The sequence below is a fragment of the Streptomyces sp. NPDC057616 genome (assembly GCF_042800575.1).
Taxonomy (GTDB): domain Bacteria; phylum Actinomycetota; class Actinomycetes; order Streptomycetales; family Streptomycetaceae; genus Streptomyces.
In genome coordinates, this window is sequence record NZ_JBHVGU010000011.1 from 107,498 (window position 1) to 128,515 (window position 21,018).

Below are 21,018 nucleotides of genomic sequence, written 5' to 3' on the forward strand. Positions count from 1 at the left end.
GCTTTCTACCTCCGCCCCCTGCCCCCCCCCCCCCACCCCCCTGCTCGTCCCCCCCCCCCCACCGGCTACCCCCCCCACCGGCCTGTCCGGCCTCGCGGAGTCCGGCTCGGTGTGGGAACGCCATGGCCGGCCGACGGGGAACTCGCGGGACATGCGCTCGTCATGAGCGCCCGGCTCCGGTCCGAGCCGGGTCATCCGCCCTGGTGAAGGGTGAGGTCGACGAGCAGGGCGCGATGGTCGGTGTCCGCGAGCCGCAGGAAGCGCGTGCTGCTCGCGGAGAAGTCCCGGGAGACCAGAACGTGGTCGATCTGCGCGCCGAACGTCGGGGTCAGCCGGGCGGGCCAGCTCGGCGTGCGGTCGTGCCCGGTGAGCGCGGCGGCGTCGTTCAGCCCCGTGTCGAGGATGCGGCGGAAGGCGGCGTGGTCCTGGGAGGAGTTGAAGTCGCCGGCCAGCACGAGCGGGGTGCGCGTGGCGGCGGCCGTGTCCCGCAGCCGCCCGAGCTCCCGGCGCCAGAGGCCGACCTGTCCCGGCAGCGGCGGCATCGGGTGAGCGAGTTGGAGCCGCACCTCGTGCCCCCGCACATCGGCGACGGCCCCCGGCATCCCCATGGTGCCGCGTACCCCGGCGGTGGCCCTGAGCGGAAAGCGGCTGAGGACGATCGACCCCTTGGACCCCTCGGCCGCGACGGCCCGGCGGTAGGGATACGTGGTCCCGAACTCCCGCAGCAACGTGGCCTGGCAGCCGTACTCGCACTCCTCGACGAACACGATGTCCGGCCGGTGCCGCCGGATCTCCGGCACGAGTGAGTCGGTGCCGCGCCCGAACTCGACGTTCGAGGTCAGCACCTTGAACTCGGCGACCGGCGTGCCACCGGCGTCGTCCGTCCTGCCGTACGGCTCGATGAACCAGGCCAGGAGCCCCAGGACGGCGAGCGCCCACACCATGCCGAGCCGCCAGCGGGCCAGCAGCGTGAGCAGCAGCGCCAGTGCGGCGGGCACGAGGAGCCACGGCAGGAAGGCGAGGAACTGGGGGACCGGGGTGATGCCGTCCGTGTCGGCGGCGCGGCAGCCGACGACCACGCCGACGGCGGCGAGCAGCAGACCGGCGCACCAGGCGGCGAGGCGCCGGCCGGGATGCCGTACGGGTTCGTCCTCGCTCGGGGCGGTCCACTCGGCAGTGGCAGTGTCCACGTCCCGGCCTTCCGCTCGCGAGAGAGATGCCCGAATCATCCCCCAGCCGGGTCGACTCGCGCCAGGAACTTCCCGAGGACGCCGTTGAACTCCCCGGGGCTCTCCAGGTTCGGCATGTGGGCCGTGCGTTCGACGACGTGGAGGACCGAGTCGGGCAGGGCCGCGTGCATGGCCTCGGCGTCGGAGACCGGGGTGTAGGTGTCGTCCGCGCCCACGACCACCAGGGCCGGGACGGTGACCCGGGGCAGCAGGGGGCGGTAGTCGGGCCGTGCGGCCCGGGCCCGCAGGGCCGCCGCGGCGGACTCGGGGCGGGTGGCCGTCATCATCGCGTGGACGTGGGACTTGACCTGCTCGGCGGCGTACGGAGCGACCATCCTGTCCAGAACCTCGTCGGCGTATCCGCGCATGCCCTCGCGCAGCAGCCGGTCCGCCATGGCGTGGCGGGCGCGGACGCCCTCCGGGGTCTCGGGTGCGGGGAAGGTGTCGGCGAGGACGAGTCCGCGGACGCGGTGCGGGAACTGGCGGACGAGGTCCATCGCGATCTGGCCGCCCATGGACAGGCCCGCGAGCACGCAGCCGTCCACCTCCAGGTCGTCCAGCAGGGCGGCGACGTCCTGGGCGAACTCCTCGAAGCGGGTGACCTCGGGGGCCGCCGGGGAGGCGCCGTAGCCGCGCAGGTCGGGGGCGATGACGCGGCGCTCGGCGCGGAAGGCGTCCAGCTGCGGTGCCCACATGGTGCGGTCGAAGGGATGGCCGTGGACGAGGACGAGGGGGAGCCGTGCAAAATCCTGTCCTTTGTCCTCGTATGCCAGGAAGGGTGCCATGGGGTCGACCCTAGGATGCCCCAACTCCTCGGTGCAATAATATCTTTGCCCTCGGTGCAATACGGGCAGGGGGGCTCATGGACGCGTACCGGCGGATCGCCGACCGGATAGCGGACGACATCGCGGCCGGACGGCTGCGGCCGGGCGAACGGCTGCCCGCGCAGCGGCGGTTCGCCCGGCGGCACGGGATCGCAGCCTCCACGGCGGAGCGGGCGTACGGCGAACTGGTGCGGCGGGGGCTGGTCGTCGGCGAGGTCGGCCGCGGCACCTTCGTGCGGGCCGCGGCGGAGGGTCCGGCGGGGCGGGCGCTCGTGGAGCCGGCCACCGCGGCGCTGGTGAACCTGGAGCTCAACTACCCTTCCGTGCCCGGTCAGTCGGAGCTGCTGGCGCCCGCCCTGGCCCCGCTGCTGCGCCCGGACGTGCTCGCCGAGGCCCTGCGCCCGGGGCCCGCCGACGGCACCGCGGCGGCCCGCGAGGCGGTGGCCGGTCTGCTCGCCACGCCCGGCTGGCGCCCGGACCCCGGCCGGCTGCTCTTCACCGGCAACGCCCGCCAGGCGATCGCCGCCGCCCTCGCCTCCCTGGTCCGGCCCGGCGGCCGCGTCGGGGTCGAGGAGCTGACGTATCCGCTGGTCAAGGAGATCGCGGCCCGGCTGGGCATCCGGCTGGTGCCGCTGGCCACGGACCCGGAGGGCCTGCGGCCGGAGGCGGTCGCGGCCGCGCACCGCACCGCCCCGCTGTCCGCGCTCTACCTCCAGCCGACGCTGCACAACCCCACGTCCGTGACGACGGGTCCGGAACGGCGGCGCCAACTCGCCGCCGTCGTCGCCGACTTGGACATGCCCGTGGTGGAGGACCGCATCTGGTCCTTCCTGGCGGAGCCGGCCGACCCCCTGGCCGCCTACGCGCCCGGCCTCACCCATGTCGTCGACGGCCTCTCCAAGCGGGTCGCGCCCGGGCTCACGGCCGGTTTCCTCGCCGTACCCGAGCACCGGGTGCGGGCCGTCGCGGACGCGGTGCGGTCGGGCGGGTGGAGCGCGGGGCGGTTCGCGCTGGAGGCGGGGGTGCGGTGGATCGAGGACGGGACCGTGGCGCGGCTGGTCGCGGCGAAGCGTGAGGAGGCGGCGCGCCGGCAACGGCTGGTCGCCGGGCACCTCGGCGGCTTCGCCGTGCGCTCCGATCCGCGCGCCTGCTTCGCCTGGTGGGAGCTGCCCGCCCCCTGGCGCGCGGACACCTTCACCGCCGCGGCGGCCGCCCACGGCATCGCCGTCACACCGGGTCCCGCCTTCTGCGTCGACCCGGGCCGCACCCCGAACGCGGTCCGCCTCGGGCTGGCGTCGGCCGCGTTCGCGGACCTGGAGCGGGCGCTGGAGACGCTCGCCGCCGTGGCGCGGGACGTCCGCGGCGGCGGGTGAGCCGGAGCGGAGGCCGGCTTCAGATGCGGACCCTGGTCGGCCGCTCGGCCGGTTCCGGTGCGGGCTGCGAGGGTTCTCGCGGGCGGCGCAGGCGCGTGGTCAGCCAGGTCGCCAGGGCGACCGTCAGGCCCAGGGCGACCAGGAGCCAGGAGGCCTCGCGCAGGGTGGCGGTCAGGGCGTCGTAGACCGCGCCCGCGGCCGGCTGATGGGCCTCCTCGGGCAGGTCGGCCAGGGTGAGGCGGCGGCCGATCATCACGGCGAGGGCGAGCAGCGCGCCGCCCAGCGCCGTGCCGAGCGCGGTCGCGGTGACGGCGCGGCGGCGGCAGGTGGCGACGGCGATCCCGGCGACGGCGAGGACGACGGCGGTGACGGGCAGCCAGAAACCGGCGACTTCCAGCACGTGGAATCCTTTCCGGAGCCGGTCCAGTTCCTGGACCGGCAGAACCGACACCTCGGTGTGCTCGACCGGGATGCGGTTCGCGAACGGGACGTGGTCCACGGCCAGTTGGCGCTTGACCTGGGCGGTGACGGGTGCGAGGTCCACCGTGACGTCGTGCTCGCTCTCGTCGTGCAGGGCGCGCAGCACGGCGTCGTGCACGGCACGGTTCGCCGCGTCCCAGGCCAGACGGAAGGCCTCGGTGCGGGTGAAGGAGTGGACCGCGTCGTGCACGTAGGGGCGCACGGCGCCCCGCAGCGGACGCACGTCCACGTGTGCGTCCACCTCGTCCATGATCCCGGCGCCCACGGTGTCCGCGATGGCGTTCCGCACGGCCGGATCGGCGGCCAGCGGTGCCATGGTCGTGACGTAGCGCCCCGTGTCGGCGAGGTCGTACGCCGCCCAGGCCGCCAGCGCGCCGCACGGGGCGAGCAGACAGGCGAGGGCGATCAGTGCCGCCGACAGGGCGCTCCGCAGGCGAGCAGGACGTGGGGCCACCCCTCAAGGCAACGGCCCGGGGGCGCCGAGCGCGAGCGCTGCGGCTCCGAACGGGTGACCCGCGCACCGCCCGTGACGGTCAGCGCACGCGGTTGCCCACGGCGTCCTCGCGTGTGTAGAAGCGGTAGAAGAACACCAGGAAGACGGCCGCCGTGACGATCACGCCCACCGCCACCGACCGGTAGATCGACTCGCCGGTCTGGCTGTAGAGGAAGCCGATCGCGGCGCCGGCGAAGGCGGACTTCACCAGCGAGTGCAACTCCCGCTTCAGCAGCGGTGCGAACGTCGCGACGGCGATGCACAGCACGATGAACGCGGCCGCGGTGACGAAGCCGAACAGGATGTTCCAGCCGGTGATCTCGCCGCCGCCGCGCCGGTTGGCCGCCGCCCAGAAGCCGTAGACGAGTCCCAGGACGACGGGGATCCCGTACCGGCCCACGGTGTGGACCCGCTCGTCGAACAGATCGGGTGTCCGGGTGGGACGTGCCGCCCGGTTCGCCCTGACCCGCCCCATCATGCCGCCGGACGTCGGTGCCGCTTGAGCCATGAGAGCACTCCTCTCTCTCCTCGCCCCCGACTACCAGAGCACACCTGCGGGAAGGCCCTGGCAAGTCGGCCGGCAGCCCGGATGCGCCAGGGAATGGGACATGTTTCGCTGGGGCGCATGACGAAGGTGCTCGACCGGCTGCCGCGGGCCGGGCGCCTCGACGCGCTGCAGAGCCATCAGCCGCTGCGGGTGAGGGGGCACAGCGTCGCCTGGGTGCCGCCCGCGCTGCTGCTGGTGGGCATCACGGTCGCCGACTTCAACACCACCGGCGAGTTCCGGATCATCTCCTGGCTCGTGCTCGTGCCCGCCATCGCCGCCGCGCTCTGCGGGGTGTGGGGCACGACCGGCTTCGCGTTGCTGGCCCTGGTCACCTATGTGCTCGGCGATCATGCCTGGCCGCACCAGTACCAGACCGGACTGCCCGACTTCATCCTGGTCGTCCTCGGCGGCGTGCTGGCCGTCCTCGCCTGCGCGGTGCGGGTGCGCGGCGAGCTGCGCTTGCTGCACATGCGGGACGTCGCCGAGACCACCCGCCGCACCGTGCTGCGCCCCCTGCCGCCCGGCTGGAGCGGCCTCGAGCACGCGGCCGTCTACCTCGCCGCCGACAGCGAGGCCCGCGTCGGCGGCGACTTCTACGACATCCAGCCCGGCCCGCACGGCCCCCGCGTCCTCCTCGGCGACGTGCAGGGCAAGGGCCTCGGCGCGGTCGAGGCGGCGGCCGCGCTGCTCGGCACGTTCCGCGAGGCCGGCTACCACGAGGCGGATCTCGCGACCGTCGCCGAGCGCCTGGAGGTGCGGATGGTCCGCCACCGCAGGCACACCGCCGCACTCGGCCGCCGCGACGGCGACCGCTTCGCCACCGCGGTGCTGCTCGACTTCCCCGACGACGACCCGGGCGTGGTGGACGTGGTGCTGTTCGGGCACGACCCCCCGCTGCTCGTCGGTCCCGCAGGCGTACGGTCCCTGCCGCCCGGCGACGGTCTTCCGCTGGGCCTCGGCGACCTCGCGGACGGCCGCCCGCACGCGCGCCGGATCGCCCTCGCACCCGGCGAGACCCTGCTGCTCACCACCGACGGCGTGACCGAGGCGCGGGACCGCGAGGGGGCGTTCTACCCGCTCGCCGACGACGTCGCCCGAGCCGTCGCCGCCGATCCGCAACTCGCGGAGCCCCAGCGGCTGGTGACCCTCGTGCGGGACGGCACGCTGCGGCACTGCGGCAACCGCCTCGCCGACGACACCACGGTCTTCGCCGTGCGGCGTTCGCCGTCCTGAGGCCCACCTTTGCAGCCGCAGCGGTTACGGTTTGCCGTACGTGATCGACGGGGGATGGGGAGGGAACGATGCCCGGGACCGTGCTGTTGCTCGCCGCTTCCCCGGCGGGCAAGGGGTGTCTGGTGGACGCGGCGTCCGTGCTCCCCGTCCTCGCGGCCGTCGCGCCCGGCGTCCTGTCCGGCACGGACACCGCGAACGTCGTCGAACTCGCCGACCCGCTGGAGCCGCAGGCCGTGCTGACCCGGCTGCGCGCCGCCGCGGCGGCCCCCGGGCCGCTGACCCTCTTCGTCACCGGGCAGCTGCAACTCGACCGGCGCCAGCGGCTGCCGCACCTCGCGCTCGCCCGTACGACGCCCTCGACGGTGCGCTACACCGCCCTGCCCTGGCACTGGGTCCGGGAGGAACTCCGGCTGCGGGCGCCCGGATCCACGACGCTCGTCCTCGATCTGCACGCCGACGCGGAGACATGGGAACGGCTGCGGACCCGCCCGCTCGACTGCGGGCGCAACACCGCCGTCTACGGCCGGATCGCGCCCCCTCCGCCGTCGCGGCGGGCGGTGGCGGTGCCGGCGTACATGAAGGCGGTGGCGACCATTCTGCGCAGCGGGTGGCGGCCGCCGGTTTCGCAGTTGCATGAGCAGGCGTTGGCGCGGGTGGGGGTCGAGGGGTACGCGGATGTCGTGCTGGCCTCGGGTGGCGGGGTGGCCGGTGTCCCTGGGGGCTCCGCCCCCAGCCCCCCGTATCGGCCCGAGGGGCCTCGTCCTCAAACGACGGACGGGCCGGGTGATGCCGGTGACCCGCACGCCGCCATCTCCGCCGCCGTCGCGGCCGGGCGGCACCTGGACGCCGACGCCCTCGCCGCGCGCCACGAGCGGGCGGCGGTCGACGCTCACGGGGGCGGGTCCGAACAGGCCCTGCACTGGGCCGAGGTCCGGGCGGATCTGGCGATGTTCGCCGGGGACCCGGTGCGCAGCTGCCGGACGTGGCTGGGGGTGGCCGCCGCACGGCTGGCGGCGGGGCAGCCGGCGGACGCGCCGGCCGTGGAGGCGGCCGTGGACCGGGCGCACCACCAGTGGGGGCAGGTGCGCGACGCGGTGGTGGCACGAGAGCTCGGCGCCTCGCTCGCCGACCTGCGCTCCCGGGTGCCGGGCAGCCGCGAGGGCGCGCTGGACCATGTCCGGCGCCAGCTGCGGCAGTTGCAGGCCCAGCCCTAGCCGAGGTGCGCCAGCGCGGCCGAGACCAGGGTCCGTACGCCGGGTGTGATCGTCGCGAGGTCGGGGGCGAAGTGCGGGCTGTGGTTGCTGGGGACGGCGAGGAACTTCTCCATCAGGTCCGCGCCGGGAGCCGCGTCCCAGACGTCGGCCGGGGTGGTCGTCACGAACCAGTAGGAGTACGGGATCTCGCCCAGCGCCAGGTGGGGGAAGTCCTCGCTGCCCATCACGGGGCCGAAGTCCAGCACGGTCCCGGCGCCGAGCACCTCCTCGTGGACGGCGGCGGTCCGGCGGTCGGTGTCCGCGTCGTTCGTGGTCACCGGGAAGGCCGCGCCCACCGTCACGTCCGGCTCGCGCGGGCAGCCGGCGGCGAGTGCCTCGCCCGCCGCGATGCGCCGGATCGCCGCGATCATCCTCTCGCGCACCTCGTCGGACTGGGTGCGCAGGTTGAGGGAGATACGGGCCTCGGGCGGAATGATGTTGTGCCGGGTGCCCGCCTCGATCCGGCCGACGGTCAGCACGGCGGACTCGCGGGCGGCGATCTCCCGCGAGACCACGGTCTGCAGCCGGGTCACCAGGTAGGCGGCCGTGACGACGGGGTCGACGGTCGTCTCCGGCCGGGAGCCGTGCCCGCCGCGCCCGTGGACGACGATGTCGAGGTCCGTGGAGGCCGACAGGATCAGGCCCGGCGAGTGGGCGTAGAAGCCGACCGGGCCGGGCCCAGCGTGCTGGCCGAGCAGGACGTCGGGGCGGGCGAAGCGCTCGTAGAGGCCGTCCTCGACCATCGCCAGCGCGCCCCGGCCGGTCTCCTCGGCGGGCTGGCCGATCACGAGCAGGGTGCCCGACCAGGCGTCCCGGCCGGCGGCCAGCGCCCCGGCCGCGCCGGCCAGCCAGGTCACGTGCAGGTCGTGCCCGCAGGCGTGCATCACCCCGGGCACCTCGGAGGCGTACGGCAGCCCGGTCTCCTCCACGACCGGCAGCGCGTCCATGTCGGCGCGCAGCAGCACGGTCGGGCCGTCGCCGTTGCGCAGCAGTCCGACGACGCCCGTGCCGCCGACGCCCTCGGTGGTCTCGAAGCCCGCCTTGGCCAGGCGCCCGGCGAGTTTGGCGGCCGTGCGGTGCTCCTGGAGGGAGAGTTCGGGATGGCGGTGCAGATCCCGGTAGAAGTCCGTGAGGTCGGCGACGGGGAGCTGGGCGGTGAGGTCCAGCGCGGTGCGGGCGGCGGGAGAGGTCACCGGGGCAGGGTAACCGCGGCGGCTGTACGAAAGCCCTGGAAGCCCGCCCGCCGCGCTAGCCGGCGTGATGGACTTGCTGCACCTGACCGACCTGTCCGGTGTCCGCCGCCCGCGCCGGGCCCGCGTTGGCGGCCAGGACCAGGGCGGCCACTGCGATCAGGGCGGCACCGAAACCTCGGGCATAACGCTCGGAGATGTGTCGGAGCACGGCAACCTCTCAACAGCGTTGTATTAAACGCGCTTAAGACGCCGTTTAACCTAGGGGCATTCGTGGGGCAACAGCAAGAGGCACAGGGGGAGTTGGCGTGTCGGAACGTGACGATCCGGTGACCATCGGCCGCAGAGTCCAGCAGCTGCGGACCGAGCGCGGTCTGACGCAGAAACAGCTGGCCGAGCCCGCCTACACCCCCGCCTACATCTCCACCCTGGAGGCCGGCCGGGTGCGGCCCTCCGACGGCGCGCTCCGGCACATCGCCGAACGCCTCGGGATCGCCTACGAGGAACTGGTCACCGGACGTCCGGCGCACCTCGCCACCGACCTGCGGCTGCGGCTGACCGAGGCGCAGCGCACCCTCGCCTCCGGGGAGGCGGAGCAGGCCGCGGAGCAGTACGCGGCCCTGCTCGCCGAGGCCGAGGGGCACGAGCTGTCCGACGTGGCGGCCGTCGCGCTGCTGGGCCTGGGCGAGTGCGCCCTGGACACCGGTGAACTGTCCGTCGCCCGTGGGTACTTCGAGCGGTCCGAGCAGGTGCTCGCCGACGTACCGCTGCCGGCCCGGGTGCCCGCGCTGCGCGGCCGTGCCGTCTCGCACTATCTGGCGGGGGAACTCCGGTACGCCGTCTACCTGCTGGAGTCCACCCTCGACGAGCTCAACCGCGGCGGACTGCACGACCCGGACGCCCTGCTGCTGCTCTACGCCAGCGCCATCGGCCCCTACATGGACATGGGCGCCCATGCCCGCGCCGCCCAGGCCGCCGAGTTCGCGCTCGCCCTCGCGCCGCAGTCCGGGGACCCCGCGCTCGTCGCCCGGATGCACCGCTCGGTCGCCCGCACGCTGCTCGCCGAGGGCCGGATCGCCGAGGCCGACGCCTCGCTCGCCAAGGCGGCGGAGCTCTACCGCACGCTGCAGATCCGCACCGAACTCGCCAACTGCCACTGGATGCGGGGCTACGTCTGCGCCCAGAACGGCGAACTGGGGCGCGCGGAGGCCGAGTTGCGCCAGGCCCTCGACATGCTCTCCGCCAAGCGCGCCGCCCTCTACAGCAGCCAGGTCGCGGTGGAGCTCGCCGACGTGCTGCACCGGCGCGGCAAGTCCGCCGAGGCCGCGGCCCTGCTGCACGACGTGCTGAGCGACCTCAGCTCCGAACGCGGCGCACTGCACTCCGCCGCCGCCCACCGCCTGCTCGGCATCATCGCCGACGACGCCCGCGACACGGACGCGGCGGAGGAGCACTACGTCCGTGCGCTGAGCCTGCTGGAGCGGGCGGGCGCCGCGGGCGACCTGGCCGACCTGTGCCGGCTGCTCGGCGATCTGCTGCGCCGCACGGGCCGCGTGGAGGCGGCGCTGGACGCGTACCGGACGGGCCTCGGCCACCGTACGGCCCCGGGCACCACCACCCTGGGACCGGCGCCCGCGCAGCCGCCGCTGTGACCGGCCCGCCTACGATCCTGTCATGGACACAGTGGGGCTCACTCTGATCATCCTGCTCGTGCTGTTCGGCATCGGCAGCATCGAGAACCGGATCTCCCGTCAGGACAAGCGCGTCGCGCGCGTGGAGCACAAACTCGACCTGATCCTCGACCACTTGGGGCTCAGCGAGCCGGAGCCTTGGGCGGACGAGGTGGGCTCCCTGCTGCGCGACGGCCGGAAGATCGAGGCGATCAAGGTGTACCGGGAGGCGACGGGCGCGGGCCTGAGGGAGGCCAAGGAGGCCGTGGACAAGCTCGACGGGGCCGACTGAGCCGCCGAACCCCCGGGAAGCGCGGCACCGTCACACACGCAGCCGCGCCTGCTTCCTGACGTCGGCCAGTCGCGCCACACCCACCTGCACGAACGCCTTCGTGGCCTCGGACGACACGAAGCCCGGACCGCCGTGCGTGAGGGCGATCGTGGCGTCCCCGACCCGGACCACCGCCACGTCCAGCGTGAGCATCGTCTGCTCGCCGTCGCCCGTCTCGCCGGTGAACGTCACCCGCAGGCCCTGCCGCGCGTCCCCGACGTCCGGCAGCTCGGCCGCGCCGACCAGGACCCCCTCACGGGCGCCGTGGTCGGTCGTCGCCGTGAACCTGGCGCAGGTCCGGGGGAGCGACCCCAGCCAGGCGAGGGTCCGGTCGACGTCCGCGGGGTCCGGCGTCAGCACCTGGTAGCGCAGCTGTGCCTGGTCCATGGCGTCGTCGAGCCCGGTCACCGCCCGGGTCCCGCCCTCCGTCCCGAACAGGTCGTCGGTGTAGAGCGCGTCGAGCAGCCGCCGGCAGTCCGGTGCCTCGGCGGTCGCCTTGAGCACCCCGTCCCGCCAGGTCGCGGCCCCCTGCGTGGCGGCCCAGGGTTCCCCCAGGTCGCCCTCGGTCACCAGCGCGGCCCGCGCCTGCGCCTCGGTCAGCGGCACGGGCGACGGCGACGCGGCCGGCGACGGCCGGGCGCTGTGCGACGGCGCGGCGGGCGCCTGGGCCTTCAGCTGCGCGCCGACACCGCAGGCGCTCGCTGTCCCCAGGACCCCCAGGGACAGCACGGAGGCGACGACGACACGGGACGGAATGCGGATCATCGGGGACCTCCAGCCCACTCCAAGATCGGTGACGTCTCCAAGGGACCACCCCGCACCCCTCCCGACCAGCGCTCCGGGCCGTCCGGGTTACGGCGGGCACGGCCGCGGTCACCTCCGTCGGGCCAGGTCGGGGCCCCCGCGCGGCGTCGGGAAAACCCCTCGCACCCGCCCCCGCCCCCGCGCTACCGTCCGCTCATGAAGCGCGCCCACTCGTTGTCCACGACGACGCCGGAGAGTCACCCGGCGCGCTGAGTTGTGGACTGGATGTCCCAAGCCCCGGGCGAGTGGCCCGGGGCTTCGTCGTCGGTCGCTCGTCCGTCACCCGGAGGAGAGAGACCATGTACGACCACCGCAGGCTCGGCCGTGAACTCGACCTGTTCGGCACCGATCCGCTGATGGGCGCGGGGCTGCCGTACTGGCTGCCCGACGGCGCGCTCGTGCGCCATGTGCTGGAGGATTACATCCGCGAGCAGGAACGCGCGGCCGGTTACCGGCACGTGTACTCGCCGGTCATCGGCAAACGCGAGCTGTACGAGATCTCGGGGCACTGGGACCACTACAGCGACGACATGTTCCCGCCGATGGAGCTGGGCGGCGAGGAGGTGGTGCTGCGGCCCAGCCTGTGCCCGCACCACGCCCTCATCTACCGGTCGCGCTCCCACAGCTACCGGGAACTCCCGCTGCGGATCGCCGAGTTGGGCGGCATGTACCGCTCCGAGCCGTCCGGCGTGCTCGGCGGGCTGACCCGCGTACGGTCCATCCAGCTCAACGACGCCCATATCTTCTGCACCCTGGAGCAGGCGGTCGACGAGGCCCGCGCGGCCCTGGAGCTGATCGCCCGCGCCTACGCCGACCTCGGCATCCGCGCCGTACGCCACCGGCTGTCCCTGCCGGGCGAGGGCGGCAAGTACGTCGCCGACCCGGAGCTGTGGCAGCGGGCCACCGGCCTGCTGGAGGAAGTGCTGGCGGGCGCGGGCGTCCCCTACGAGGCGGTGGCGGGCGAGGCCGCCTTCTACGGACCCAAGATCGACGTCCAGATCGCCGACGCCGCGGGCCGGGAGTCCACCCTCTCCACCGTCCAGATCGACTTCCACCAGCCCGAGCGCTTCGACCTGCACTACATCGGACCCGACGGCTCCAAGCACCGCCCGGTCATGGTGCACCGCAGCATCATCGGCAGCGTGGAGCGCGCCGTGGCCCAGCTGATCGAGGTGCACGGCGGCGCCTTCCCGGTGTGGCTCGCCCCCGTGCAGCTGGTGGTGCTGCCGGTGTCCGAGGCCCAGGAGGAGCAGGCCCTCGACGTCGTCCGGCGGGCCGTCGCCGCCGGTCTGCGGGCGGAGTACGCAGGCCCTGGTGAGGGCAGTCTCGGCGCGCGCATCCGGGCGGCGCGCCTCGTGCCGTACCAGGCCGTGATCGGGGAGAAGGAGGCCGGCGGCGACCTGGCGGCGGTACGGCTGCGCGACGGGAGGCGCCCGGGGGCCGTCGCGGTGGAGGATCTGCTGGAGCGGGCCGGCGCGTGCGCGCGGGCCCGGCACGGCGAGCTGTGGGCGGCTGCATAGGGTCGGACGCACAGCTCTCGGATCTCACAGACAGGAGCGCGGCCGTGACCGGTCAGCCCATTCCGGTGATCATCGACTGCGACACCGGCGTCGACGACGCCCTCGCCCTGTTGTTCGCCGTACGCCACCCCGGGATCGACCTGCGGGCCGTCACCTGCGTCGCCGGGAACACGGACGTCGACGGCGTCGTCCGCAACACGCTGACCGTGCTGGAGCAGGCCGGTGCCCCCGACATCCCGGTCGGCCGGGGCGCCGAGCGCCCGCTGCTGGAACCCGCGCGCTCGGCGCGGCACGTGCACGGCTCCGACGGCATGGGCGACCTCGGCCTGCCCGCGCCCGCCCGCACCGCCGCCGACGTGGACGCGGTCACGCTGCTGCGCCGCGAGATCCTCGCCTCCCCGCGCCCGGTCACGCTGGTGCCCACCGCGCCGCTGACGAACATCGCGCTGCTCCTGCGCACGCATCCGGACGTGGTGCGGGGCATCGAGCGGATCGTCTTCATGGGCGGTGCCGTGGCCACCGGAAACGCCACCGCCGTCGCCGAGTTCAACGTCTGGCACGACCCGGAGGCGGCCGCCGTCCTGCTCACCGCGGGCGTGCCGATCACGATGTACGGCCTGGACGTCTTCACCCAGGTCGTCGTCCCCAGCGCCGATGTGCACCGGCTGCGTGCGGCCACGGAGCCCGGCACCCGGCTGGCCGGCGAACTCCTCGCCCACCGCCCGGCCCACCCGGGCGAGGCGCCCGAGGCGGAGGAGGCCGGCGGCCTCGGCGACGCGGGCGCGGTGTGCACGGTCGTCGACCCGGCGGGCGTCACCACCCGGCTGCTGCCGGTCGAGGTCTCCCTCGTCCCCGGCCCCTCCCGCGGCCAGACCGTCGTCGACCGCCGACCGCGCCCGGGGGAGTCCGAGATCCACGAGGGTGCCCGTGAACAGGCGCTCGTGGACGTGGCGTTGGACGTGGACGTGGACCGGTTCGTGAAGCTGTACCTGGACACGGTCGAGCGGTAGCCGGACAGCACGAACGCCCCGGAGCGGGGGTCTCCGGGGCGTTCGTATCGGGAGTGGTCAGTAGGTGGTTCAGCGGGCCGTACGGCGGCGCCTGGTCACGACGACGAGGGCCGCACCGGCCGCGAGGAGCGCCGCGGCACCACCCGCGACGATGCCGGAGCCGCTGCCGCCGCCGGTCTCCGCGAGGTCGCCGCCACCGCCGTTGGGCGTGGGCGCGGCCTGCGACGTCGACTCGGAGGCGGACGGGGTGGGCGCCGCGGTGGAGGGCGTACCGCTCGCGGGCGGGGTGGTCTCCTCGGCCGGCGTCGAGGGCCGGCCCGACTCCGGCGCGGACGGCGTCGGCGTGGCCGGCGGCTGCGACTCCTCCGTCGTCGTGCAGTCCTTCGTGCCGCCGTTCCAGGACGCGATCAGCTTGTCCTTGATGACCGGGTGGTCGGGGCCCTTGGGCAGGTCGCCGTGGTCGAAGCCGTCCTGTGTGCCGAGCTTGCCGTCGAACTTCACGGCCCCGCGGTAGAGGTCGATCTGCGCGAAGCAGCCCGCGTCCGGCACGGCGATGTCGAGGGAGCCCGTCTCGCCCTGCTTGACCGTCACCGAGTCGAAGTCGACGAAGACCTGCTCGCCGGAGGTGGCGAAGGACGAGCCGTGGGCGAGGTAGGAGGCGAGCGAGGCCGTGCAGGTCGTCGCGTCGCCCGCCGCACGGACCTTGATGTGGATCTTGCCGTCGTCGGTCGGCTTCAGGTTCTGGTCGTCGACCTTGACCGAGTCGTAGAAGGCGGTGCCGTCCAGCGAGAACTCGCAGCGGTCCGACTCCGTCTTGGTGCCCGCGCCGGTGCCGGGCGCGTAGTGGCCGCCGTGCTTCCAGCCGTCACCGCCGTGGCCGTCGTGGGCCCAGGCGCCGGAGGCGGCGGCGACGGTGGCGGCGCACAGGGCGAGCGACGCGGCGCCCGTCCCGAGGACGCGGCGCACGGTGACACGTCTCGCTATGGACATGCGTGATCCCCACTTCGGCATGTGCTGACCCGGACGGCGGCGCAGGGCAGCATGCGGCAGCCGGCCGTACCGGGGTGAATGGTCTGAGAAACACCGGGCTCATTGGTCACATGAGCCCCAGTGCGATCACATCGTGGATCTCGCGGCCGAACGCTGTCAACCTGCGGTGACGCGTGGGTAGTTCAATGATGCATCACAATTTCGCGACATACGGAAAGGGCGGCTCCGCTCGCGCGGGCCGCCCTCGTCCTGCGCTCCGGTCTCAGCCCACCGTCGGGGTCGGGCTGGCCGCCTGGCCGGACGGCTCGCCCGGCAGCACCGGCGGCCGGGTGGTGCTGTCGACCGGCGGGGTGAGCACGACCTGCGGCTGACCGCCGGCCGGCGGCGGCGGGGTCAGGTCCTTGGCGGGCAGCTTCGGCGGCGTCGTCTCCTGGAAAAGCACCTGGTCGAAGTTGACCAGCCCGGTCTGCTCCATGACCGTGATGTGGTCCAGCACGGTCGCGTTGGCCTGGTCGGCGAGCGCCCGCACCACGGTGTTCTTGGTCTGCGAGCGGATCTTGGCGATCGCGTTGAAGATCGAACCGTGCGTCACCCGGAGGATGTTGGCGAAGTCCGTGTCGAACTGCTTGCCCTGGTCCGCGGCGAGCGTGTTCACGAAGCCCTGCTGCTGCGGGCTCGCCAGGTTCGGGATCGTGATGTTGAGCATCGTGCTGATCTTGCGGCAGCTGGCGTCCAGCGCCGCGTGTCCGTCGATCAGGTGCTTGCTCGCGATGAGGACCGCCTTGCTCTGCCCCTTCTTCAGGCCCATCTGGCCGACCGGGTACTCCCACAGGCCGGCCGCGCGCACCTTGACCACGAAGTCCCGGTCCTGCTCCGTCAGCGGTCCCCACTGGGTCTGCGCGATGACCCGCGAACCCGAGCTCGACGTGGTGTTGACTCCGAGCATCGCGGGATACGCGAGCGCGGCCAGTGTCACGCTGAGGGCACCGCCCACGAAGAGAGTTCCCATCGCATTCCGCGAAAAGCGCACCGTGCCTCCTGCCCGGTCGGGGACCCGCCGGGATGGGGCGGGCTCGGACGGAGAGGAGTACGGATCGGTGGCCGCGCGGAACCTTTTGATTTGGTAAAAACCCCGGGGTGTGAGGCAGGTCTCCCGCCGCGTCCCCGCGCCCGCGCCCGCAACCGCTCCTTCCCTCGCGGCGGTTGACGAAATGTTGACCGTTTCCCGGGAGAGACGAGACAGGGACGAGGGAGAGTCAAAACGTGGCCCGGACCTAGATTCGGCCCATGCCCCCACAGCTCCCCCACTCCCCCCGGCCCGGCCGGGGGCGGGCCGCTCCCGCCGCGCTTCCCGTCCTGCCCTACCGCAAGCCCACCAAGGGCCGCGACTACTGGGTCGTCGACGACGTCCTGCCGGACGTGGACGCCGTACGGGAGCGCTGTCTGGCCAAGGACGACTGGGTCAAGGGCTACCCGTACACCTCGGAGACCTGGCCGGGACTGCGCACCATGCCGGGTCTGGAGCCCGGCGAACTCGCCCGCGTGGAACGGGTGGTGAAGAAGGCGACCGGCGCGAAGGACCTGTGGGTGCAGCAGGCCCCCGGCGGCGGCACGCTCAACCACAACTGCGTGCAGGTGGTCGGCGAGGGTGAGAGCGAGCCGCGCCCGCACACCGACTCGCGCGCACTGTGCCGGTACGCGGCGGTGCTGTACCTCAACCCCGGGGTCCCCAAGGACTGCGGGACCGCCTTCTACCGCCAGTCGCTGCCCGGCGGCCGGCTCGGCGGCAACGTCGTCCAGGCGCCGCACACCAACCTCGTCGAGGCGCTCGGCACGCGCTTCGTCGCGCCGGACGCCTTCGAGGAGGACGTGCGCGTCCCGCACCGGTACAACCGGCTGCTCCTGTACAACGCCAACATCGTGCACAGCGCGACGGGTTACTCCGGCAGCACGCTGGAGGACAAGCGCATGACGGCGGTCTTCTTCTGGATGGCGTGAGACGCCGAGGGGTCAGATGCGCCCCGCGCCGCCGCTGCCGAAGGAGCCGCTGGAGCCGGGCACCCAGCGCTTGCGGTGCTGATCCTTTCCCGTCTTCGTACGGGTGGAGTGGATTTCGTAGGGCGTCAGCCGCTCCCCGTCGTGCGTGACCGGTACCTCGTCCGGTTCCCGCATCTCGCGCGACTCCCTGACGGCTCCGCCGTCGGGAAGGTGGGGCTGCTCCTCCGCCTTGGGCCGCGGGGACTCGCGATCCATCTGACCCATACCCATCCGCACGGCCCACACGAGCGCGCCGACGATGATCAGGCCACCCACAAAGGCGGCAACCACGTTGAGTACGTCGCTCGACGTGGCCGCCACAACAAACGTCGCGGTACTCATGTCCCAATTATCGCGCAACGGGCCCGTTTGGGGAGTCCTGGGGGTTGTCGCAGGTCAGACCGGGTGCGTCAGGCCGGTGAGGGGTATATCGTCGGGTACGGAACATTCTGGTCCGGTCTGTGTCGAGAGGCCGGGAAGGGCAACGTCTCCTACGGGTTACGGATGCCGCAATCCCTGGTGTCCGCTCGGTGAGCGCCGCACCATGGGGCCATGACACCGGCCCAGAGAGCCATGAACCAGCTGGCGGAGTGGCCCGACCTCAGCCCGTGCGAGGCCGGCTGCGGCACGGGTCCGGCGCTGCGCTCCGCGCGGGACGAGATCGTGCACTTCCACTCCGACCGGGACGTGGACCTGCATCTGACCGCGCACGCGATCCAGCGCCTGCACTACGACTTCGCGGAGTCGACCGCCATCCGCCTGGTGCCGGGCTCGCGTTGGGTCACCGTCCACCTCGACTGCGAGGCCGACGTCGACCTGCTGCTCAGCCTGGTCAGCGTCGCCCTCAAGGCGCATCAGAGCGGCCCGCTGCCCGCCGGACCGGCCGCGGCCGTCTGCAACTTCCACCGGGTGACGGTGCTCGAACGCGGCGAGGACCACGGGGGCCACGGGAGCTGACGCCGGGCAGGCGCCTGCTCAGCATCTCCCCACACCCGAAATCCTCTCCTCAACTGTCACAGGCATGTCATACGCTGCTCCCAGCAGCCGCGCCCCGCGCGCCACCGCCGTCGGCGGTCGCGTCCGGGTGCCGCGCGGCGCACTCGTCTACCCGGCCGACGCCGGGTTTCCTTGTGGGGGTTACAGCACTGTGCGTAGGCGCAGCATCTCGACCGCGACGGCGCTCGCGGTCCTTCTCGGCTCGGCCGCTCTGAGCCTCGGCGCGGCCGGCACCGCCTCGGCGGCCACGGCCCATGTCACCTCGCCCGGCGGCCTCGTGGTGGACGGCGCCCTGCAGCGGGTCTTCGTCGGCGACAGCTCCGCCGGCACCGTCGCGGTCACCGACTACTCGGGCGCCGTCCTCGGTTCGCTGGGGGGCGTCACCGGCGTCAGCGACCTCGCGGTGTCGGACGACGGGGCCACGGTGTACGCGGCCGCGCCGGAGATCCACGAGATCTGGGCGATCGACGCGAGCACGCTCGACGTCAAGGCCCGCTACACCGTCTCCACCAACTACGGCCCGCGCCATGTCGCCTTCACCGGCGGCAAGGTGTGGTTCTCCTACGGCGACCAGTGGGACGGCGACATCGGCTCGGTCGACCCGGCGGTGGACCCGGCGAGCGGCACCGACCCGGTGGCGCTGGGGCAGTTCCCCTCCCGGGTCTGGGGTCAGGCCCTGCTGGACACCGACCCCTCGCAGCCGGGCATCCTCGCCGTCGGCGAGACCGGCCTGTCCACGGACTCGATGGCCGTGCTCGACGTCTCCGGCGACAAGCCCGTGCAGGTCGCCTGGCACAACGGCGACTACTCGCTGAACGACGGCATCGGCGACATCGACCTGGTGCCCGGCGGCACGCAGGTGCTCGTCAACGGCAAGGACCGGGACGCCTATGCGGGCGGCTCGTTCAAGGCGGCGGGCTCGTACCCGAACGGCCAGCTCGCGGACGTCGCGTCCAACGGCCTGGTCGCCCAGGTCAACGGCACCAAGATCCTCACGTACCGGCCCAACGCCACCCTGCCGCAGCACACCTACGACCAGGGCACCGGCCGCACGGCCGACCTCGCCTGGGCGCCGGACGACTCGCGGATCTTCGCGCTGGTCGGCACGGACGTCGAGAGCGGCGGCTACAGCCTCAGGGCCCTCACCGGCGGCGAGCTCAACAACCCGGTCCTCACGGTCAACGCCCCCTCGACCGCGACCCGCGCCAAGAAGCTCACCGTCAGCGGCAAGCTGACCGCGTCGGTCGCGCTGCCGGCCGGCGTGAAGCTCCAGGTCACCCGCACCGACCTGGAGTCCCCGGGCGGCAAGGCGCTGCCCGCCGTGACCGTCGGGGTGGACGGCGCGTACTCCTTCTCCGACACCCCGCCCGCCGGCGGCACGGTCACCTACAAGGTGGCCTACGCGGGCGACGCCCAGCACTCGGCGGTCACCGCCGCCGACAAGGTCGACGTCTCCCGCGCCTCGACCTCGCTGAGCCTGAACAACAACGGCAAGGTGTACGCGTACGGCACCGACGTGAAGTTCACCGCGCACCTGGGCACGACGTACAAGAACCGCACGGTCGAGATCTGGGCCAACCCCTACGGCAGCGACAAGCCCAACAAGCTGATCAAGTCGGGCACGGTCAACTCCAGCGGCAACATCTCCGCGACCGTCGACATGACCCGCGACACCGACGTCACCGCGGTCTTCAAGGGCGACGCCCGCTACAAGCCGCGGACGGTGAAGTCCACGGGCTACGCCAAGGTGAAGAACTCCACCGTGGTGTCGAAGTACTACAAGAAGGCCAAGATCGGCTCGACGACGTACTACTGGTTCCACAAGAACAGCGCCCCGGTGATCACCACGACCATGTCGTACTACCCGGGCCGCAAGGAGCGCGTCGACATGCAGGTCTACTACCAGGGCAAGTGGTACACCACCGACGGCAGCCCGCAGTACTTCAAGCTCGCCTCGAACGGCAAGTGCGCGGTGAACCTGGGCGCACCCGGCCAGTCCGGCCTCAAGGCCCGGGTGCGCGTGTCGTACATCAACAACTCGTCGGGCGACAACGTCAACACGACGACGTACGGGTCCTGGAAGTACCTGTACTTCTCGAACTGACCGCGGTGCGGGGCCGGTCGGCCCCGCCCGGTCAGCTCAGGCAGAGCAGCCCGAGCACGCACACCGAGGACGGCGACGTCGCCGCGGGTGGGGTGCTCGGCTGCGACGCGTTCGAGCCGGAGGAGTTCGAGCCGGACGTGCCCGTCGAGGACGAGCCGGACGACGACGAGCCCGCCGAGGACGAGCCGGACGTGGACGAGCCGGACGTGGACGAGCCGCTGCCCGTGGTGGCGGACGGCGCCGGCGTCGTGCTGTCCGAGCCGGCCGACGAGCCCGAGGTGCCGGACGCCGAGCCGGTCGTCGTGGGGGCCGTGGTCCGCTGCTGTGTCGTCGTGTGCGGCGCCGAGTAGGGCTGCGTGCGCTCCGACGCGGTGTGGGGCGCGTCCGGCGTGGCGGTGGACCGCTGCTGCTGCGCGCCCGCGGCGGACCCGCCGTCCGTGGCCGACGGCTTGCGGTGCTTGCCGGTGCCCGGCCGGGTGACGGTCGGCTCGGCGTACTGCTGCGCCGGCAGGTCCTGGTTGCCCGTGCTGGTGAGGTCCGGGACCGTGGCGGCCTCGGCCTTGTGGCCGGAGCCCTGCTCCATCGTGGACAGGGCCAGCCCGCCGCCGACGAGCGCGACGGTGGTCGCGAGCACGGCCTTGCGCCGGCTCTTCTTCCAGCGCGCCCGCTGCCGGCGCCGTGCCGCCCGGCCGTCGCCCGAGGGGAGGACGGCCTCGGCGGCCGGGGTCTCCTCGAAGGGCTCGAACGGCTGCGGCTCCGGCCGGGACGGCCGCTTCGCGGCGAAGGCGTCGAAGCCGTCGAAGCCGTCGCGGTGGTGGGGCACCGGTGCGATGTCCGGGGCGTAGGCACCGCAACCGGGGCACACCAGGGCGCCGTTGAGGTGCCGGCGGCACGAGGAGCAGTAGTCCATTCCGCTGTTTTCCTGACGGTCGCA

The 21,018-nt window shown here is 73.3% G+C and carries 21 protein-coding genes; 10 read left to right on the top strand and 11 right to left on the bottom strand.

Annotated elements, in window-relative coordinates:
- Positions 1-191: 191 nt before the first annotated feature.
- Positions 192-1,190: an endonuclease/exonuclease/phosphatase family protein gene (locus ACFU97_RS15975; protein ID WP_384256215.1), complete on the bottom strand. Its 999-nt coding sequence runs from the start codon at positions 1,188-1,190 to the stop codon at positions 192-194.
- 35 nt (positions 1,191-1,225) lie between these two features.
- Positions 1,226-2,014, bottom strand: a complete 789-nt coding sequence (locus tag ACFU97_RS15980) for an alpha/beta fold hydrolase (RefSeq protein ID WP_384256218.1) — start codon at positions 2,012-2,014, stop codon at positions 1,226-1,228.
- A 77-nt stretch (positions 2,015-2,091) separates the two neighbouring features.
- On the opposite strand from ACFU97_RS15980, the gene ACFU97_RS15985 reads away from it, so the two are divergent.
- Complete coding sequence (locus ACFU97_RS15985; protein WP_384256220.1) at positions 2,092-3,426, top strand: PLP-dependent aminotransferase family protein; 1,335 nt, start codon at positions 2,092-2,094, stop codon at positions 3,424-3,426.
- 19 nt (positions 3,427-3,445) lie between these two features.
- On the opposite strand, the gene ACFU97_RS15990 is transcribed toward ACFU97_RS15985, so the two are convergent.
- Both ACFU97_RS15990 and ACFU97_RS15995 read right to left on the bottom strand, forming a co-directional pair.
- The gene (locus ACFU97_RS15990) at positions 3,446-4,360 is read right to left on the bottom strand and encodes a hypothetical protein (protein ID WP_384256223.1); all 915 of its coding nucleotides are present in this window, start codon (positions 4,358-4,360) and stop codon (positions 3,446-3,448) included.
- A gap of 79 nt (positions 4,361-4,439) precedes the next feature.
- On the bottom strand, positions 4,440-4,907 hold the full coding sequence (locus ACFU97_RS15995) for a hypothetical protein (RefSeq protein WP_384256225.1): 468 nt from the start codon (positions 4,905-4,907) through the stop codon (positions 4,440-4,442).
- Positions 4,908-5,024: 117 nt separating this feature from the next.
- On the opposite strand from ACFU97_RS15995, the gene ACFU97_RS16000 reads away from it, so the two are divergent.
- Both ACFU97_RS16000 and ACFU97_RS16005 read left to right on the top strand, forming a co-directional pair.
- Complete coding sequence (locus ACFU97_RS16000) at positions 5,025-6,179, top strand: PP2C family protein-serine/threonine phosphatase (RefSeq protein WP_384256227.1); 1,155 nt, start codon at positions 5,025-5,027, stop codon at positions 6,177-6,179.
- Between the two features lie 68 nt (positions 6,180-6,247).
- Positions 6,248-7,393 carry a hypothetical protein gene (locus tag ACFU97_RS16005; RefSeq protein WP_384256230.1) on the top strand — a complete coding sequence of 382 codons (1,146 nt, stop codon included), beginning with the start codon at positions 6,248-6,250 and terminating at the stop codon, positions 7,391-7,393.
- Here ACFU97_RS16005 and ACFU97_RS16010 read toward each other — a convergent pair.
- Positions 7,390-8,625 carry an amidohydrolase gene (locus tag ACFU97_RS16010; RefSeq protein ID WP_384256232.1) on the bottom strand — a complete coding sequence of 412 codons (1,236 nt, stop codon included), beginning with the start codon at positions 8,623-8,625 and terminating at the stop codon, positions 7,390-7,392. The two genes, ACFU97_RS16005 and ACFU97_RS16010, sit on opposite strands and share 4 nt — an antisense overlap.
- A gap of 55 nt (positions 8,626-8,680) precedes the next feature.
- Positions 8,681-8,833: a hypothetical protein gene (locus ACFU97_RS16015; RefSeq protein WP_384256234.1), complete on the bottom strand. Its 153-nt coding sequence runs from the start codon at positions 8,831-8,833 to the stop codon at positions 8,681-8,683.
- 97 nt (positions 8,834-8,930) lie between these two features.
- On the opposite strand from ACFU97_RS16015, the gene ACFU97_RS16020 reads away from it, so the two are divergent.
- Positions 8,931-10,274 carry a helix-turn-helix domain-containing protein gene (locus tag ACFU97_RS16020; protein WP_384256237.1) on the top strand — a complete coding sequence of 448 codons (1,344 nt, stop codon included), beginning with the start codon at positions 8,931-8,933 and terminating at the stop codon, positions 10,272-10,274.
- A 22-nt stretch (positions 10,275-10,296) separates the two neighbouring features.
- Positions 10,297-10,584, top strand: a complete 288-nt coding sequence (locus ACFU97_RS16025) for a ribosomal protein L7/L12 (protein ID WP_384256239.1) — start codon at positions 10,297-10,299, stop codon at positions 10,582-10,584.
- A 30-nt stretch (positions 10,585-10,614) separates the two neighbouring features.
- Here ACFU97_RS16025 and ACFU97_RS16030 read toward each other — a convergent pair whose 3' ends face one another.
- Entirely contained in the window at positions 10,615-11,388 is a 774-nt protein-coding gene (locus ACFU97_RS16030; protein ID WP_384256242.1) for a hypothetical protein, read from the bottom strand.
- Between the two features lie 284 nt (positions 11,389-11,672).
- Here ACFU97_RS16030 and thrS point away from each other — a divergent pair, with 284 nt between their 5' ends.
- Both thrS and ACFU97_RS16040 read left to right on the top strand, forming a co-directional pair.
- On the top strand, positions 11,673-12,947 hold the full coding sequence (gene thrS, locus ACFU97_RS16035) for a threonine--tRNA ligase (protein WP_384256244.1): 1,275 nt from the start codon (positions 11,673-11,675) through the stop codon (positions 12,945-12,947).
- 44 nt (positions 12,948-12,991) lie between these two features.
- Positions 12,992-13,957, top strand: coding sequence for a nucleoside hydrolase (locus ACFU97_RS16040; protein ID WP_384256247.1), 966 nt, complete (start codon positions 12,992-12,994; stop codon positions 13,955-13,957).
- Between the two features lie 69 nt (positions 13,958-14,026).
- On the opposite strand, the gene ACFU97_RS16045 is transcribed toward ACFU97_RS16040, so the two are convergent.
- Together ACFU97_RS16045 and ACFU97_RS16050 are read right to left on the bottom strand one after the other, a co-directional pair.
- A complete protein-coding gene (locus ACFU97_RS16045) occupies positions 14,027-14,947 on the bottom strand; it encodes an LAETG motif-containing sortase-dependent surface protein (protein ID WP_384256250.1) in 921 nt (306 codons plus the stop codon).
- Positions 14,948-15,209: 262 nt separating this feature from the next.
- On the bottom strand, positions 15,210-15,956 hold the full coding sequence (locus tag ACFU97_RS16050; protein ID WP_384256252.1) for a DUF4142 domain-containing protein: 747 nt from the start codon (positions 15,954-15,956) through the stop codon (positions 15,210-15,212).
- A gap of 278 nt (positions 15,957-16,234) precedes the next feature.
- Here ACFU97_RS16050 and ACFU97_RS16055 point away from each other — a divergent pair, with 278 nt between their 5' ends.
- Entirely contained in the window at positions 16,235-16,945 is a 711-nt protein-coding gene (locus ACFU97_RS16055; RefSeq protein ID WP_384256254.1) for a DUF6445 family protein, read from the top strand.
- Positions 16,946-16,957: 12 nt separating this feature from the next.
- On the opposite strand, the gene ACFU97_RS16060 is transcribed toward ACFU97_RS16055, so the two are convergent.
- A complete protein-coding gene (locus ACFU97_RS16060) occupies positions 16,958-17,326 on the bottom strand; it encodes a DUF6479 family protein (RefSeq protein WP_384256257.1) in 369 nt (122 codons plus the stop codon).
- A 210-nt stretch (positions 17,327-17,536) separates the two neighbouring features.
- On the opposite strand from ACFU97_RS16060, the gene ACFU97_RS16065 reads away from it, so the two are divergent.
- Both ACFU97_RS16065 and ACFU97_RS16070 read left to right on the top strand, forming a co-directional pair.
- On the top strand, positions 17,537-17,941 hold the full coding sequence (locus ACFU97_RS16065) for a luciferase family protein (protein ID WP_384256259.1): 405 nt from the start codon (positions 17,537-17,539) through the stop codon (positions 17,939-17,941).
- A 64-nt stretch (positions 17,942-18,005) separates the two neighbouring features.
- Positions 18,006-20,084: a YncE family protein gene (locus ACFU97_RS16070; RefSeq protein ID WP_384256261.1), complete on the top strand. Its 2,079-nt coding sequence runs from the start codon at positions 18,006-18,008 to the stop codon at positions 20,082-20,084.
- Between the two features lie 31 nt (positions 20,085-20,115).
- Here the strand turns inward: ACFU97_RS16070 and ACFU97_RS16075 are convergent, their stop codons facing one another.
- On the bottom strand, positions 20,116-20,994 hold the full coding sequence (locus ACFU97_RS16075; protein WP_384256264.1) for a hypothetical protein: 879 nt from the start codon (positions 20,992-20,994) through the stop codon (positions 20,116-20,118).
- Between the last annotated feature and the right edge of the window lie 24 nt (positions 20,995-21,018).

What these genes read in the sequence shown, in the direction of transcription:
- ACFU97_RS15985 (WP_384256220.1), top strand. Translation starts at nt 2,092, where the DNA reads ATGGACGCGTACCGGCGGATCGCCGACCGGATAGCGGACGACATCGCG.
- ACFU97_RS16075 (WP_384256264.1), bottom strand. Translation starts at nt 20,994, where the DNA reads ATGGACTACTGCTCCTCGTGCCGCCGGCACCTCAACGGCGCCCTGGTG.
- ACFU97_RS16005 (WP_384256230.1), top strand. Translation starts at nt 6,248, where the DNA reads ATGCCCGGGACCGTGCTGTTGCTCGCCGCTTCCCCGGCGGGCAAGGGG.
- ACFU97_RS15980 (WP_384256218.1), bottom strand. Translation starts at nt 2,014, where the DNA reads ATGGCACCCTTCCTGGCATACGAGGACAAAGGACAGGATTTTGCACGG.
- ACFU97_RS16070 (WP_384256261.1), top strand. Translation starts at nt 18,006, where the DNA reads ATGTCATACGCTGCTCCCAGCAGCCGCGCCCCGCGCGCCACCGCCGTC.
- ACFU97_RS16045 (WP_384256250.1), bottom strand. Translation starts at nt 14,947, where the DNA reads ATGTCCATAGCGAGACGTGTCACCGTGCGCCGCGTCCTCGGGACGGGC.
- ACFU97_RS16055 (WP_384256254.1), top strand. Translation starts at nt 16,235, where the DNA reads ATGCCCCCACAGCTCCCCCACTCCCCCCGGCCCGGCCGGGGGCGGGCC.
- ACFU97_RS16065 (WP_384256259.1), top strand. Translation starts at nt 17,537, where the DNA reads ATGACACCGGCCCAGAGAGCCATGAACCAGCTGGCGGAGTGGCCCGAC.
- ACFU97_RS16060 (WP_384256257.1), bottom strand. Translation starts at nt 17,326, where the DNA reads ATGAGTACCGCGACGTTTGTTGTGGCGGCCACGTCGAGCGACGTACTC.
- ACFU97_RS16025 (WP_384256239.1), top strand. Translation starts at nt 10,297, where the DNA reads ATGGACACAGTGGGGCTCACTCTGATCATCCTGCTCGTGCTGTTCGGC.
- ACFU97_RS16050 (WP_384256252.1), bottom strand. Translation starts at nt 15,956, where the DNA reads ATGGGAACTCTCTTCGTGGGCGGTGCCCTCAGCGTGACACTGGCCGCG.
- ACFU97_RS16030 (WP_384256242.1), bottom strand. Translation starts at nt 11,388, where the DNA reads ATGATCCGCATTCCGTCCCGTGTCGTCGTCGCCTCCGTGCTGTCCCTG.
- ACFU97_RS16000 (WP_384256227.1), top strand. Translation starts at nt 5,025, where the DNA reads ATGACGAAGGTGCTCGACCGGCTGCCGCGGGCCGGGCGCCTCGACGCG.
- ACFU97_RS15995 (WP_384256225.1), bottom strand. Translation starts at nt 4,907, where the DNA reads ATGGCTCAAGCGGCACCGACGTCCGGCGGCATGATGGGGCGGGTCAGG.